General features: G+C 47.4%; 12 protein-coding genes. 5 read left to right on the forward strand and 7 right to left on the reverse strand.

The features are described 5' to 3' along the window. Nucleotides 1–69: 69 nt before the first annotated feature. Nucleotides 70–1,143, reverse strand: coding sequence for an iron-sulfur cluster carrier protein ApbC (apbC, locus tag HGP28_RS13415; protein WP_168836981.1), 1,074 nt, complete (start codon nucleotides 1,141–1,143; stop codon nucleotides 70–72). A gap of 160 nt (nucleotides 1,144–1,303) precedes the next feature. Here apbC and metG point away from each other — a divergent pair, with 160 nt between their 5' ends. Further along, a complete protein-coding gene (metG, locus tag HGP28_RS13420) occupies nucleotides 1,304–3,361 on the forward strand; it encodes a methionine--tRNA ligase (protein ID WP_168836982.1) in 2,058 nt (685 codons plus the stop codon). An 89-nt stretch (nucleotides 3,362–3,450) separates the two neighbouring features. Here the strand turns inward: metG and fadR are convergent, their stop codons facing one another. Next, nucleotides 3,451–4,290, reverse strand: a complete 840-nt coding sequence (fadR, locus tag HGP28_RS13425; RefSeq protein WP_168836983.1) for a fatty acid metabolism transcriptional regulator FadR — start codon at nucleotides 4,288–4,290, stop codon at nucleotides 3,451–3,453. A gap of 756 nt (nucleotides 4,291–5,046) precedes the next feature. Between fadR and nhaB the strand changes: the two genes are divergently transcribed. Together nhaB and dsbB are read left to right on the forward strand one after the other, a co-directional pair. Further along, complete coding sequence (gene nhaB / locus HGP28_RS13430) at nucleotides 5,047–6,633, forward strand: Na(+)/H(+) antiporter NhaB (RefSeq protein WP_168836984.1); 1,587 nt, start codon at nucleotides 5,047–5,049, stop codon at nucleotides 6,631–6,633. 81 nt (nucleotides 6,634–6,714) lie between these two features. Then, on the forward strand, nucleotides 6,715–7,257 hold the full coding sequence (gene dsbB, locus HGP28_RS13435) for a disulfide bond formation protein DsbB (protein WP_168836985.1): 543 nt from the start codon (nucleotides 6,715–6,717) through the stop codon (nucleotides 7,255–7,257). Nucleotides 7,258–7,361: 104 nt separating this feature from the next. Here dsbB and HGP28_RS13440 read toward each other — a convergent pair whose 3' ends face one another. Then, the gene (locus tag HGP28_RS13440; protein WP_168836986.1) at nucleotides 7,362–7,970 is read right to left on the reverse strand and encodes a YecA family protein; all 609 of its coding nucleotides are present in this window, start codon (nucleotides 7,968–7,970) and stop codon (nucleotides 7,362–7,364) included. A gap of 156 nt (nucleotides 7,971–8,126) precedes the next feature. Here HGP28_RS13440 and dusC point away from each other — a divergent pair, with 156 nt between their 5' ends. Further along, nucleotides 8,127–9,083, forward strand: a complete 957-nt coding sequence (gene dusC / locus HGP28_RS13445; protein WP_168836987.1) for a tRNA dihydrouridine(16) synthase DusC — start codon at nucleotides 8,127–8,129, stop codon at nucleotides 9,081–9,083. 207 nt (nucleotides 9,084–9,290) lie between these two features. Here the strand turns inward: dusC and HGP28_RS13450 are convergent, their stop codons facing one another. The 4 genes from HGP28_RS13450 to yfbV form a co-directional block, all read right to left on the reverse strand. Then, nucleotides 9,291–10,085: an ABC transporter ATP-binding protein gene (locus HGP28_RS13450; RefSeq protein ID WP_168836988.1), complete on the reverse strand. Its 795-nt coding sequence runs from the start codon at nucleotides 10,083–10,085 to the stop codon at nucleotides 9,291–9,293. Then, a complete protein-coding gene (locus tag HGP28_RS13455; RefSeq protein WP_168836989.1) occupies nucleotides 10,082–11,014 on the reverse strand; it encodes an ABC transporter permease in 933 nt (310 codons plus the stop codon). The genes HGP28_RS13450 and HGP28_RS13455 overlap by 4 nt, the downstream gene beginning before the upstream one ends. A gap of 75 nt (nucleotides 11,015–11,089) precedes the next feature. After that, nucleotides 11,090–12,055 (reverse strand): ABC transporter substrate-binding protein, encoded by a 966-nt coding sequence (locus HGP28_RS13460; RefSeq protein WP_168836990.1) that lies wholly within the window; start codon nucleotides 12,053–12,055, stop codon nucleotides 11,090–11,092. A 476-nt stretch (nucleotides 12,056–12,531) separates the two neighbouring features. Next, on the reverse strand, nucleotides 12,532–12,984 hold the full coding sequence (gene yfbV / locus HGP28_RS13465) for a terminus macrodomain insulation protein YfbV (RefSeq protein ID WP_168836991.1): 453 nt from the start codon (nucleotides 12,982–12,984) through the stop codon (nucleotides 12,532–12,534). A 405-nt stretch (nucleotides 12,985–13,389) separates the two neighbouring features. Between yfbV and HGP28_RS13470 the strand changes: the two genes are divergently transcribed. Further along, the gene (locus HGP28_RS13470; RefSeq protein ID WP_168836992.1) at nucleotides 13,390–14,586 is read left to right on the forward strand and encodes an acetate kinase; all 1,197 of its coding nucleotides are present in this window, start codon (nucleotides 13,390–13,392) and stop codon (nucleotides 14,584–14,586) included. The last annotated feature ends 104 nt before the right edge of the window (nucleotides 14,587–14,690 follow it).

Below are 14,690 nucleotides of genomic sequence, written 5' to 3' on the forward strand. Positions count from 1 at the left end.
AGCAAAGCGGCGAACGGTTTTAACCACCATTGCCGCCCCAGCTAACGGTTACATAGTCACTTGGGTATATCATTCGACTTTAGTGTAGAGAATGGTCTCCGCTCTGGGCTTTCCATGCCAAAACAAAGTACTCGCGACCTGATCCGCAAGTTGATAATACGCTTTGGCATGGTCGCTATCAGGCCTTGCCACAACCGTCGGCGTACCTCGGTCAATGTCTTCTCTTACCGCAATATGCAGCGGCAACTGCGCCAGCAAGGCCAAATGATACTCTTGAGCCATTTCAGCCGCGCCGCCACTACCAAAAATGGCCTCTGTCGCACCACATTGAGAACAAACGTGGTAACTCATATTTTCAACAATACCAAGAACGGGCACATCCACTTTAGCAAACATCGCCGCGCCTTTGCGCGCATCTGCTAGCGCCAAATCTTGTGGCGTAGTCACAATAATACTGCCGGTTACCGGGATCTGCTGTGACAACGTCAGTTGAATATCGCCCGTACCCGGAGGCATATCAATCACCAAATAATCCAAGTTAGGCCATTCGGTCTCATTGATTAACTGAGTCAATGCTTTTGCCGCCATCGGCCCGCGCCAAATTGCGGCATCGTCGCTGTTCATCAAATAGCCAATTGAATTGGTGTAAATGCCATAAGCCTCAATCGGCTGCATCCATTGACCATCACGAACGTCCGGGCGCTGATTGAGTTTCCCCAACATCAAGGGGACAGAAGGACCATAAATATCGGCATCCAATAAGCCAACGCGCGCCCCTCCTGCGCTAAGTGCTAGCGCGAGGTTCACCGCAGTGGTGGATTTACCCACTCCCCCTTTTGCCGAGCTCACTGCTATCACATTTTTTACCCCAGCAATTTCGCCATTCACTGGCGTCTCAAGCGCACGCACAGCAACGTCAATATCATAGGGTAGATTGGGCACACCTGCGCTTTGCTCGCGGCATACCCAAGCGTTGAGCTCTTTTTGCAATGCCACACTGGCAAACGGTAAGGTAATACTTACGGCTCCGCTGGGCGTCATTGTCACGACGCCTGAAATATTGGCCCAGTTTGGTGCAAGCAATTCATGCTCAAACTGGTTAAGCCAATCGCATATATCCTGTTTCGATGAAAACTGACGCATAGGTCCTCCTTTACACCAATGCTAGCACCGCGTTTTGCGGTTGAACAGGTTGCGTATCCCCAGTAACCTCAAGATAACCATACTTGATACCTTGGAGATAGCTCGCGCTTCGGGTAACATTGTCGCTCTTTTATACCTATCTAAGAAGCGAATATTAAGTATGGCAAACGATCCAAGGAAATTGCTGGTAACTTGCGCCCTTCCATACGCTAATGGTTCAATCCATCTCGGTCATATGCTCGAGCATATCCAAGCCGACATCTGGGTTCGCTATCAGCGTCTGCGTGGCAACATTGTAAACTTTATCTGTGCTGATGATGCGCACGGCACGCCGATTATGCTTAAAGCGCAACAGATGGGTATCACACCTGAAGCAATGATTGCTGCCGTCAGCGAAGAACACCAAAAAGATTTCGCAGGCTTTGATATCAGCTTTGACAACTACCACAGCACTCATTCCGATGAAAACCGCGAGTTGGCATCACATATTTATCTGCAGTTGAAAAAGAACGGCTTCATTTCAAGCCGTACCATCTCTCAATTGTTTGATCCTGAAAAAGAGATGTTTTTACCCGATCGTTTCGTCAAAGGGACATGCCCGAAATGTGGCGCAGAAGATCAATACGGTGATAACTGCGACAATTGCGGTGAAACATACAGTCCAACCGAGCTTATTCATCCTAAATCAGCGGTCTCAGGCGCGACACCTGTGATGAAAGACTCAGAGCATTTCTTCTTTGATTTGCCTCAATTTGAAAGCATGCTTAAAGAGTGGACTCGCTCAGGCTCACTGCAATCTGAAGTCGCCAACAAGATGCAAGAATGGTTTGAGTCAGGCCTTCAGCAGTGGGACATTTCTCGCGATGCGCCTTATTTTGGCTTTGAGATCCCAGGCGAAAGCAACAAGTTCTTCTATGTTTGGCTCGATGCACCTGTTGGCTACATGGCATCATTCAAAAACCTGTGTGACAAAACCGACGGCCTTGATTTCGACGAATACTGGAAAAAAGAGAGCACCGCCGAGCTTTACCACTTTATCGGTAAAGACATTGTCTACTTCCACAGCCTTTTCTGGCCAGCAATGCTTGACGGCTCAGGCTTCCGTAAACCAAATAACGTATTCGTTCATGGCTATGTAACGGTAAACGGCGCAAAAATGTCTAAATCTAAGGGGACATTCGTTAAGGCCAGCACTTACCTAAAACACCTTGACCCTGAATGTCTACGCTATTACTACGCGGCAAAGCTCAATAGCCGTATTGACGATCTTGACTTAAATCTCGAAGATTTCTCGCAACGTGTTAACGCTGACGTGGTCAACAAAATTGTTAACCTCGCATCACGCAATGCAGGCTTTATCACCAAGCGTTTCGATGGTGAGCTAGCGAGTCATTTTGCCGAGCCTGAGCTTTACAACGAATTTGTTGCTGCGGCTGAGCGTATCGCTCAACTCTATGAAAGCCGTGAATTTGGCCGCGCCATTCGTGAAATCACGGCACTGGCTGACAAAGCCAACCAGTATGTCGATGAAAAGGCACCTTGGGTGGTTGCAAAAGAAGAAGGTAAAGATCAAGAGTTACAAGAAATCTGCTCGGTTGGCATCAACTTATTCCGCGTACTGATGACCTATTTGAAACCGGTGATGCCAGCTCTAGCGGCGCGCACCGAAGCGTTTCTTAACCAAGAGCTCACCTGGGATGGTATTGCGACACCATTGACGGCTCATAAGATCACGGCATTTAAAGCGCTGTTTAATCGTATCGATCCTAAAAACATCGAAGCTATGATTGAAGCCTCTAAAGAAGATGCCGCCGTTGAAATGGCTGCCAAAGCACAAGCAGAAGCGGCTCAGCAATCAACTCATAGCGAGCTCGAAAAAGATCCAATTGCAGCAGAAATTGAGTTTGATGACTTTGCCAAAGTTGATCTGCGCATTGCTAAAATTGTCTCTTGTGAAGCGGTGCCTAAGGCAGACAAACTGCTGAAATTCCAATTGGACATCGGCGGTGAAATGCGCCAAGTATTTTCGGGTATCAAAGCCGCATACAATCCTGAAGAGTTGGTCGGCAAATACACTGTCGTGGTAGCTAACCTCAAGCCTCGCAAGATGAAATTTGGCATGTCTGAAGGCATGATCCTAGCAGCAGGCCCTGGTGGCAAAGATCTGTGGATCCTTGAGCCGCACGAAGGCGCCCAGCCAGGTATGCGCGTGATGTAATCTGCACAAATAAAAAAACCGCCAGCGATGGCGGTTTTTTTATTTCCTGACAACTCGACAACAAAGCGATGCTGGCACAGCCACCATACTTAATTGTCGTCCTCAGTAAAGTTGGTTGGTAGCGCTTGTTTCATCTCATTCCAAATTTGCGCACATTCAAAGCCATATTGACGAATGGCCATCAGCAACTGCTCACGCTCGCCCGTTTCACAAATATCAAGCAATTGGCGATAAAACTTAAGCGCCAATTCTCGCGACGCAGGATTGGAAAAATAATATGAGCCGATGCGGTCATAAAGTTTTTTCAATCCATTGAAAATAAGGCCATAAATCTGATTTCCCGAATGGAAAGCCAAGCGCTGGAACAGCATATAGTCATAGTAATTAAAGGTTTTTGCGATAAGAATCGCTTCACGCTTTTGCGGATCCTTTTCGTTGTCTTCACGGATCTGCTGCAACAACTTATCTTTGTATGCCGAATTGGTGACAAACGCTTCCCAACTCTCAGCCGCTACAAGCGCCTCGCAAGACTCAATCACCGCTCTCATCGTGCGCTCAGAAGCCTCTTTGTTCGCTTTAAACGCATAACTCATAAAGATCGGGCTAATATTGGTGCGCGCAGCAAGCAAATCTTCCACGATGTTGGTCACGTTATCAACGTCGAGCGTCATCAGTGTATCAAGTATATGCAGACCCGATGTCTCCATAAACTGATTCACCTTGGTTGGTTTACCATGCTGAATTGTCAGCCAACCATCACGAGCCAATCGTTGCAGTACTTCACGCAGTGTTGTTCGAGTAACGCCAATCAATTCGGATAGTTCACGCTCTGCTGGCAAGATCGAGCCAGGGGCAAAGCGGCCGTTCCATATACTCTCAATAATGTACTTTTCTGCAAAGCCTGCCGGACTTTTTGCCTTAATGACCATTAATTTTATATCCAATCGGTTGTTATCGGGTCGAGGTCGGTCATCATACCACTAGTTTACTTATTACGAAAACTTCCGATTCATAATTGAAACAAACCCATAAATTAGAGTTAATATTCTAATTTGTTTTTATAAAGAGCCTGTAACTCCAATTGAAAACAGTGGATCTTTATTATTTTTCACAAACTCACTTACAATAATACACAATTCACTCAATGAGTTAGCACAATTAAAGTTGAGAAGAAATTTGCAAACTAACTGCTCATTTTTATTATTAACCCACATGTTGTCTGAGGATTTTTTTTAGTTACTATTAAAATTTGAGCCAACCCTAATTTTTTTACATTTTTGTTGTTACACTATCGATACATTGATCGCGTTTACGGCAGTAAAATAACATTTTGTCGCAGCAATACGGTTTTGTTGTTGACTAACGTTTGCTGAGGAGTAGAGTTGCGGTCGATTGTCACAAGTGTTCAAGTTTGCAGGGAGTAACTTGGCAAGGCTGCATACAGTTTTTAACTGTAGTCTTTCTAAGATATTGTTTTTGTAATGATGAGAGTATCATTATGGGCAAATTTAGCGCTTAAAACCCAAAAGCCGTTACCTAGACAGTCAGGCACCGAGGATCGTTGCGCAGCACATAAAGCTTTAAAGCACAGATAATTGCTGTAATGTGGGTATTACGCACTGCTAACGTGACTTCAACGCTCAGCTCGAAAGGTAGCTATTACACATTATAAGAGTATTACCACCATGCCAATGTCGCTCGGAAATGCATTTATCAAGAACTTCCTTGGTAAAGCACCTGATTGGTATAAATTAGCCATCATCGCCTTTCTTATTCTAAACCCCATCGTATTTTTCTTTGTTGATCCTTTCGTTGCCGGTTGGTTGCTTGTCGCAGAGTTTATTTTCACTCTTGCAATGGCACTAAAATGTTATCCGCTACAACCTGGCGGCTTACTGGCGATTGAAGCTGTCGCCATTGGCATGACAAGTGCCGATCAAGTTAAACACGAATTAGTCGCTAATATCGAAGTACTGCTGCTGCTTGTTTTCATGGTTGCTGGCATCTACTTCATGAAGAACCTGCTGCTTTTCATCTTCACTAAAATATTGCTTGGTATTCGCTCAAAAAGCATGCTTTCACTGGCGTTTTGCTTCGCAGCGGCGTTTCTTTCTGCCTTTTTGGACGCATTAACCGTTATTGCAGTGGTCATCAGTGTTGCCGTCGGTTTTTACTCAATTTACCACAAAGTGGCTTCAGGCAATCCGATTGGCGATCACGATCCAACCAGCGATGATTCCATCACTGAGTTAACCCGTGACGATTTGGAAAATTATCGTGGCTTTTTGCGCTCGTTGCTGATGCACGCAGGTGTTGGTACCGCGCTAGGTGGCGTAACTACCATGGTGGGTGAACCACAAAACCTGATTATTGCAGACCAAGCGGGTTGGCTCTTTGGTGAGTTCTTAATTCGTATGTCACCAGTGACATTGCCTGTTTTCCTCTGCGGCATGTTAACTTGTGTGCTAGTCGAAAAATTCAAAGTGTTTGGCTACGGCGCTCAACTTCCAGAAAACGTTCGCATGATTTTGGTTGAGTTTGACCGCGAAGAGCGCACCACTCGTACTAAGCAAGATGTTGCAAAACTTTGGGTTCAAAGCATCATTGCGGTGTGGTTAATTGTGGCACTTGCAATGCATTTGGCTGCGGTTGGCCTCATTGGTCTTTCGGTTATCGTACTGGCAACCGCCTTCACTGGTATTATCGAAGAGCACTCAATGGGTGAAGCGTTTGAAGAAGCGCTACCCTTTACTGCACTACTAGCGGTCTTCTTTGCCATTGTGGCGGTGATCATCGACCAACAGCTGTTTAAACCCGTCATTGATGCGGTACTTGCGGTTGAAGATAAAGGCACTCAGCTTGCGATGTTCTATGTGGCTAACGGTCTGCTATCAATGGTTTCAGACAACGTTTTCGTCGGAACGGTCTACATTAACGAAGTGAAATCCGCACTACTGGATGGTCAAATTACTCGTGACCAATTTGACTTGCTAGCAGTAGCGATCAACACAGGCACCAACTTGCCGTCAGTTGCGACACCAAATGGTCAAGCCGCGTTCTTGTTCTTGCTAACATCTGCTTTGGCACCGTTGATTCGCCTTTCATACGGTCGCATGGTTATCATGGCACTACCATATACTGTTGTGCTTGCACTCGTAGGTTTGATGGGGATTATGTTCTTCCTTGAGCCGATGACAGCTTATTATTATGACGCAGGTTGGATTGCTCATCACGCGATGCCAAGTGCGACAGAAGTAGCAGCTGGTCACTAAATTTCGTTTGCATACGAAACTAATTCAAAGTAAAAAACTCTGAGTAATCAGAGTTTTTTTATTGTTAACAAGGCGGTTATCGTGGCATTTTTTCGCGTTCTCAATCAGTTTTCAAAGCAGCGTCTCTCATGGGCGTTACTGCTGGCGTTTATGATCTTTTTCGAGCTTTGCGCGCTGGGTTTTCAGCACATTATGATGCTTTCACCATGCGTCAACTGCATTTATGAGCGAGTTGCGATGCTAGGAATTGCAGGCGCTGCCATCATAGGTCTGTTAGCACCACAAAATGGTGTTTTGCGCTGGCTTGGTCTTGCGGGTTGGGGCTACAGTGCCTACCGAGGCCTGGAAATTTCGGCGCAACATGTTGAGTACCAATTCAACCCGTCACCATTTGCCAGTTGCGATCTTTGGGTCACCTTCCCTTCTTGGCTGCCGCTCGATCAGTGGGCGCCTTGGATGTTTGTTGCCTCTGGTGATTGTGCAGAAGTCGATTGGATCTTCCTCTCACTCTCTATGCCACAGTGGTTGGTGATCATTTTTGCGGCGAATCTTATTGCACTTGCGTTTATCGTTCTGGCGCAATTTTTCCCCAGCAAGCGCGGAAACCCAATTCGCTCATTATAACCAGTGGCGTGTTATTCAAGCCCTCTCAAACACAAACGCCGACGAACGTCGGCGTTTATTTCTATTCTGATTTTGTCACTCAGTGACATCACAGTGCGATAGCGTTAACGGCCACAACACTGTTTGAATTTTTCGCCACTACCACAAAGACATTCGTCATTGCGCCCGATGGTCTTGTATGGGTTCACGCTTTGCCCTTTTTGGCCAACCATAAGCTCATCAGCAGCCAGTGCCACTTCGTTGACCATAATGTCAAGCTGAGGTAACAAGTCCGCTAACGTCGGTAAGTGCTCATAACCTGCATCACGCATCTGCTGATGAGTTTGCGCTTCATCGAGTGCCAACATTAACGTGGTCAAAAACGCTTGTAACATACGCGCGCTGCCATCGTTGAGCGTCATCTCGTTCCAATCACTCTCAATGCTTGGCCAGACGGACATAAAACCGTAAGCAAATTCTGGCAGCGCATCAACTGAAGAGTCGATAAGCTGGCTAAGCTGGTATTCACTGCGCAAAATCAGATTGTGCTGACGATGGATTTGCTCTGTTACAGCCTGCACTAACTCGCGCGTTGGCTCATCCACCAGCAGAGGCAGCCACTGTTCAGGCGCCAATGGTTTCACCGTTAAGTTTGCGGCAAAAACGGCACCTTCAAAAAATAGGCTAGATCCGCTGTCATTGAGCGTATCGACTGACATTAATTGGTATTGCATTCTATTACCACCTTGCTTGATTGCGCGCATTATACCCAACTCTTCAAGCGATACCAGCTCAGCAGAAAACCAAACGTATGAGATACCCCAACAACGTCACTTGAGCTTAATCAAGCTAACCGCTAAAATCGCGCGTTCCCACAAAGAGGTAACCTAATGCGACTTGTCCTTGGCCCAATGGAAGGGGTGCTCGATCATTTGATGCGCCACCTGCTCACTGAAATTAATGATTACGATCTCTGTGTCACTGAGTTTGTTCGCGTAGTGGATCAGCTGCTGCCTGATCATGTTTTTTATCGCCTCTGCCCTGAGCTTGAACAGGGCTCTCAAACCCCTTCTGGTGTTCCGGTGCACATTCAGCTTTTGGGCCAAGAGCCGCACTGGATGGCCGAAAACGCGTTTCGTGTCGCCGAATTGGGCGCTCGAGGCATTGATCTCAACTTTGGCTGCCCGGCAAAAATGGTCAATCAAAGCAAAGGGGGCGCGGCCTTACTGCAACACCCTGAGCTAATTTATCAAGTGGTGAAATCCGTCCGTGATGCCGTACCTAGCAGCGTCCCTGTCAGTGCAAAAATTCGCTTAGGTTGGGATGATCCTGAAGATTGTTTTGCTATTGTGGATGCGATCCAAACTGCTGGCGCCAATGAACTGACCGTCCATGCGCGCACCAAAAATGGCGGTTACAAAGCGTCTGAAATCAAATGGGAGTATATCTCAAAGATTCGCGAACAATTTGATATTCCGCTGATCGCCAATGGTGAGATTTGGAATTTTGCCGATGGCCAACGATGCATTGAGACGACTGGGGTTGATAATCTCATGGTGTGTCGCGGCGCGTTTAATATTCCAAACCTGGGCAATATGGTGAAATACAACCATGGCGCCATGCTATGGCCTGACGTGGTCGATTTATTACTGCACTATTCCACCTTTGAAATTAAAGGGGATAAAGGTTTGTATTACCCTAACCGCGTCAAACAGTGGTTCTCTTATTTGCGCCAAGCCTACCCTGAGGCCGCGGCGTTATTTCGTGATATTCGCACCTTCAATAAAGCAGCGCCGATTGTCGAGCATATTGAACGCTATCGCGATAATCTACAAAAAGCGAGCTAAGCCACATCAATAGCGCCTCGTTCTATACCCGTCCTACTTGAAGTTGCAGCGCTTTCGTTAGAACGTGGGGGCTTGCACTCACGAACCTCATCACATAGTCAGTCTATGCTCAGAGGCTTCGTTCGTTTGCCGCCTATCTGCAACTCCAAGTTGTTTGGGTATACCCCAGCATTATCTGATGAGAACGAGGCGTTTTCGCTTTAAAAATCAACTCAGTAATAAACTATCATCACTGAGTTCTTCACCGCGCACCTTAGTAAACATCTCTAACAAATCAGACACACCCATTTGAGCACGCGACTCACCTTCAACATCAAGTACGATTTGTCCTTGGTGCAGCATCACAGTGCGATCACCGCATGCCAAGGCATCCTTCATTGAGTGAGTGACCATCATTGCGGTGAGATCAAACTCTTGCACAATTCGTTTGGTCAAATCGATAATAAACGCCGCCATTCTTGGGTCTAATGCGGCGGTGTGTTCATCAAGTAGCAGCAATTTACTATTGGAAAGCGTGGCCATGACCAGACTCACCGCCTGTCGTTGCCCACCCGATAACAAACCAATATTGTCACTCAGCCTGTCTTCAAGACCTAAACCCAAAATACTGATCCGCTCTTGAAACAATTTTCGCCGCTGACTCGACAGCGCCAATGGCCAACCTCGCGTTTTCCCTCGGCAATAGGCTAACGCCATATTTTCTTCGATCGTCAATGAGCTGCATGTGCCCGCCAATGGGTCTTGAAATACGCGCGCGCAATGGGTGGCTCTCTGATCTACACGCCAACGCGTCATATCAATACCATCAATGGCGACTTCGCCACCCACCATAGGTGTTTCACCTGTCACCGCGCCAAGAAGGGTTGACTTGCCCGCGCCATTGGACCCAATCACGGTCAAAAACTGACCTTCAGGCACGCGCAGAGAGACGCCTCTCAAGGCGCGGTTTTCCAATATGGTCCCAGGATTAAACGTCACTTCGATATCGTTTAACTCAATCATGCCTTTGCCTCCGATTTGGTTTTCGACGCGCTAGGCTTTTGCTTTGCCTTCTTCTGAGCGGCAAAGTGGCGTTTCAGTTTTGGCGCAATCAACGCAATCGCGACCAGTACCGCAGTGACTAAGTTAAGATCGGACGCTTGCAAGCCAAACATACCGCTCGACAAAGCAAAGGCCACTGCCAATCGGTACAGCACCGAACCAACAATAACCGCGACCACAGCGACCCAAATTTTACGGCCTGGGATCAGCGTCTGGCCTAAAATAACCGCGGCAAGACCCACCACAATGGTCCCCACTCCAGATGTCACATCAGCAAAGCTGTTGGTTTGCGCAAAAAGTGCGCCGGCAAACCCGACAAACCCGTTGGATAACGCCAAGCCAAAATAGGTATAAAACGCGGTATTGCCACCTTGCGCTGCCACCATACGCGCATTGACGCCGGTTGCGCGCAGTGCCAAACCAAAATCACTGTTGAGCAAGCGAACCACGAACCAAGCGGCAATGAGCACCAAAACGCCCACCACCAGTGGGCGCACGTAGACAGGATCGGCCATCATTTCAAACGGCGTGAGAATGGTCTCCTCACCGAGCAGCGCCATATTCGGGCGCCCCATGATACGAATGTTGATTGAAAACGCGGCGATCATGGTCAAAATAGACGCGAGCAGGTGCAAAATACCACAGCGTACTGCTAAAAATGCGGTGATCCAGCCTGTGGTCGCGCCAGCGAGTACCGCAAGCGCGGTCGCAAGCCAAGGGTTGATGCCCGCAACAATCGCGGTGGCAGCAACGGCCGCGCCCATGGGAAAACTGCCATCAACGGTCAGATCAGGGAAATCGAGAACTCGAAAGGTAAGATAAACGCCAAGTGCGACAAGGCCATAGACCAAGCCAATCTCAAGCGCACCAAAAAAGGCAAAAGCAGACATACTTACTCCTTGTACTGCTTAACAAATAACGCAATGACCGACAGCCCTGTCGGTCATTTTAAACAATCTTAGAGATTAATTTTTCGCGGTAACGCGGCTGCGTACCGACTCAGGAATGGTGATCCCCAATAGCTTCGCCGCATTATCGTTGACGACCAAGTCAGAGCCTTTTGCGACAGTGACATCGAGATCGCCAGGTTTTGAACCGGTTAAAATCGCTGCGACATAATCGGCAGTTTGCACACCCACTTGGTAATAATCAAAACCCAGTCCCGCAAGAGCGCCCTTAGCCACATAAGAGGTTGCACCACCAAACACGGGGGTTTTGGCTTGATTTGCGGCGACGACCATGCCTTCAATCGCGCTGGCGACGGTGTTATCTGTCGGCGCGTAAATCACGTCCGATTTTGCCGCAATCGCTTGAGTCGCTGATTGAACATCAGCACTTTTCAGCGCCGTCCCCTCAACCACCGCAATGCCTTTGGCGGCGGCATGTTGCTTTAATAACTCAACCAATGCCATCGCATTCGCTTCGCCAGGGTTATAGACCACCCCAATCGATTTGACATTTGGCAACAGCTCTTGAATCAACTCAACGTGCTGACCGACGGGCGAAAGATCCGACAAGCCTGTGACGTTTTTGCCCGGTTTTTGATGCTGTTTGATAAGTTTGGCGCCAATTGGGTCGGTCACCGCCGTGAACACCACGGGAATATTACGCGTTGCCGAGACTAACGCTTGCGCCGTTGGCGTCGCAATGCCGACCAACACATCGGGTTTTTCGCCAACAAACTGACGCGCTATCTGCACCGCAATGGCCGGATTCCCCTGCGCAGTTTTAAAGTCAAACTGTAAGTTCTTCCCTTCTTCAAACCCTTTTGCCTTAAGCCCATCAAGCAAACCTTGCCGTGTTGCGTCCAAAGCGGGGTGCTCCACAATTTGTGACACTGCCACTCGCGCCATTTCTGCGCTGGCGGTCATTGAACCCAATAACGCACACGATGCCACAAGGGCGGTAGAAATCCATTGATTCGCTTTCATCTTTACTCCTTGATTTAGCTTGGTCGGCAACAAGGTGGGGCTCGCTTTCAGCCCGCCATGTTGATAACTCTTTTCTTTTTGAAATGTCGAAAGCCCGCTTTTATTACCGAGCTTTTGCCATCTGAATCATCCTTAACGACACGATGGCAGGTCTATTCCCACTTGAAATTGCAACGCTTTTCAAACGTTCTGGGTGTAACCTATCGTTATTACTTTTACTCGGAATCAGAACTTTTGCCAAGCCTGGATTAACGAATGTGCAATTTTCGCAACAAACAATCAGCAAAATCACCAAGATTCCGCCAAATTGGTTGCGTTTCGCTAACCAACATCAAAAGCATTTAGGTACCGTTTTGACGTTACTTGGGCATCTTTGGGAAAGGTTGTGCGGTGAGCGTGATGCGTGCGAGCAAGGAGACGCTCAAGCGAAGAGGTGGAACAATGTGACATGAGCGGGCGCTCATGTCACTTAGACACTAAAACCAGCGATCCAACGCACTTTTATCCAACTGACGAAAAGCACGATTGAGAATGTGAGCTAACTCTTTATAGCGAGGACGAGATTTCGCTGGCTCTAAGGCGCATCCGGTTTCAATGATCTTTTGGTGCAACTCATGATACCAACTTGCCAAAGACGGCGGCAAACGAGTATTCGAACGATTGCCCAACCACCAAATCCCTTGTAAAGGAAGGCTCAGAGCGAATAAAGCGATCACCACCGCCTGTGGCATTGCGGCATGGTTTTCAAAGGCCATTTGCGTTAACACACTGATAGCCGCAATGGCAGGCATAAACTTGATGCCAAAACGGGTCGCCTTAATAATGCGCTGCTCAGGAAAAATCGCATTGAGCTCTTTTCGCATAGGCCACACATTCATGTACTTTTGCCCATCTTTAAGACTATGGGCCAGTCCGATTCTGTTGCTCATACGCGCTCTCACTCAGTCTGTTTGTCACTTTGGATCTGCTTTTAAGTGACTGTTTGCCTCTAAATTAAGGTCAAAACTAAAATTAAGTTGAAGAATTCAACTGAAAATTGAATAATTTGACCAAAATTAAAATTCACTCAATTTTTTTTTGTTATCATCACCGTTAGTCGCTATCCTTTACGACCTTCAATCTCATTGTTGCCCTTATTTACTATTTAAGCAACTGTGAGATCACCTCGCAAAGGATCGCATCGCGGGCGAATCTAGATTCACCGCATCTAAGGTATACGGATTTCAACGTTTTTTGACTCAAAATAGGACGAGGGTTGAGACCTTCGACTATTCTTGTGGTTAATTTTTAATCCTGACTGATAGTTTTATCAGACACATAATAGGTAGTCACTCATGTCTAAGCTAGTTTTAGTTTTAAACTGTGGTAGTTCTTCTCTTAAATTCGCGATTGTTGACGCGGAAACTGGCGCAGAGCACCTAACCGGTCTTGCAGAATGTCTTCACCTTCCTGAAGCTCGCATCAAATGGAAGTTGGATGGCAAACACGAAGCACAACTTGGTGATGGCGCAGCTCACGAAGAAGCACTAGCCTTCATGGTAGAAACTATTCTTGCTTCTAAGCCAGAGCTTAAAGAGAACCTAGGCGCTATCGGTCACCGTATCGTTCACGGTGGCGAGCACTTTACTCAATCTGCGCTAATCACTGACGAAGTACTGAAAGGTATTGAAGATGCGGCAACATTTGCACCACTTCATAACCCAGCTCACCTAATCGGTATCGAAGCGGCGAAGCACAACTTCCCAGCACTTAAGAACGTTGCAGTATTTGACACAGCGTTCCACCAAACCATGCCTGAGGAATCATTCCTATACGCGCTACCGTACAAATTGTACAAAGAGCACGGCATCCGTCGTTACGGCATGCACGGTACCTCACACCTATTCATCACTCGTGAAGTGGCTGGCCTGCTAAACAAACCTGTTGAAGAAGTAAACATCATCAACTGTCACCTAGGTAACGGTGCTTCTGTTTGTGCTATCAAGAACGGCCAATCTGTCGACACCTCTATGGGTCTGACACCGCTTGAAGGTCTTGTAATGGGTACGCGTTGTGGCGATATCGACCCTGCTATCGTGTTCCACCTACATGACGCGCTAGGCTACTCTGTTGACGAAATCAACACCATGCTAACCAAAGAATCTGGTCTGCAAGGTCTGACTGAAGTGACTTCTGACTGCCGCTTTGTTGAAGACAACTACGGTCAAAAAGAAGAAGCAACTCGCGCAATGGACGTGTTCTGTCACCGCCTAGCGAAATACGTTGCAGGTTACACTGCGTCTATGGAAGGTCGTCTAGATGCGATCACTTTCACTGGCGGTATCGGTGAGAACTCTGGCCCAATCCGTGAAATGGTATTGAACCGTCTTGCTATCTTCGGTATCGAAGTAGACAGCGAAGCGAACCTGAAAGCACGTTTTGGCGGCGAAGGCACTATCACCACTGCGAACAGCCGCATTCCAGCGATGGTTATCTCAACCAACGAAGAGCTTGTTATCGCTGAAGACACTGCACGTCTAGCAGGTCTTTAATCAAACTGACTGGCTAGCCCCTCATGGCTAGCCAGTTTTCTTTCACAAGGGTTTATCTGGGGCTCAACCCCTATTCCCTGACTCTCACGGAATAAGAGTTGAGC

The organism is Vibrio agarilyticus (assembly GCF_012641465.1).
GTDB lineage: Bacteria > Pseudomonadota > Gammaproteobacteria > Enterobacterales > Vibrionaceae > Vibrio > Vibrio agarilyticus.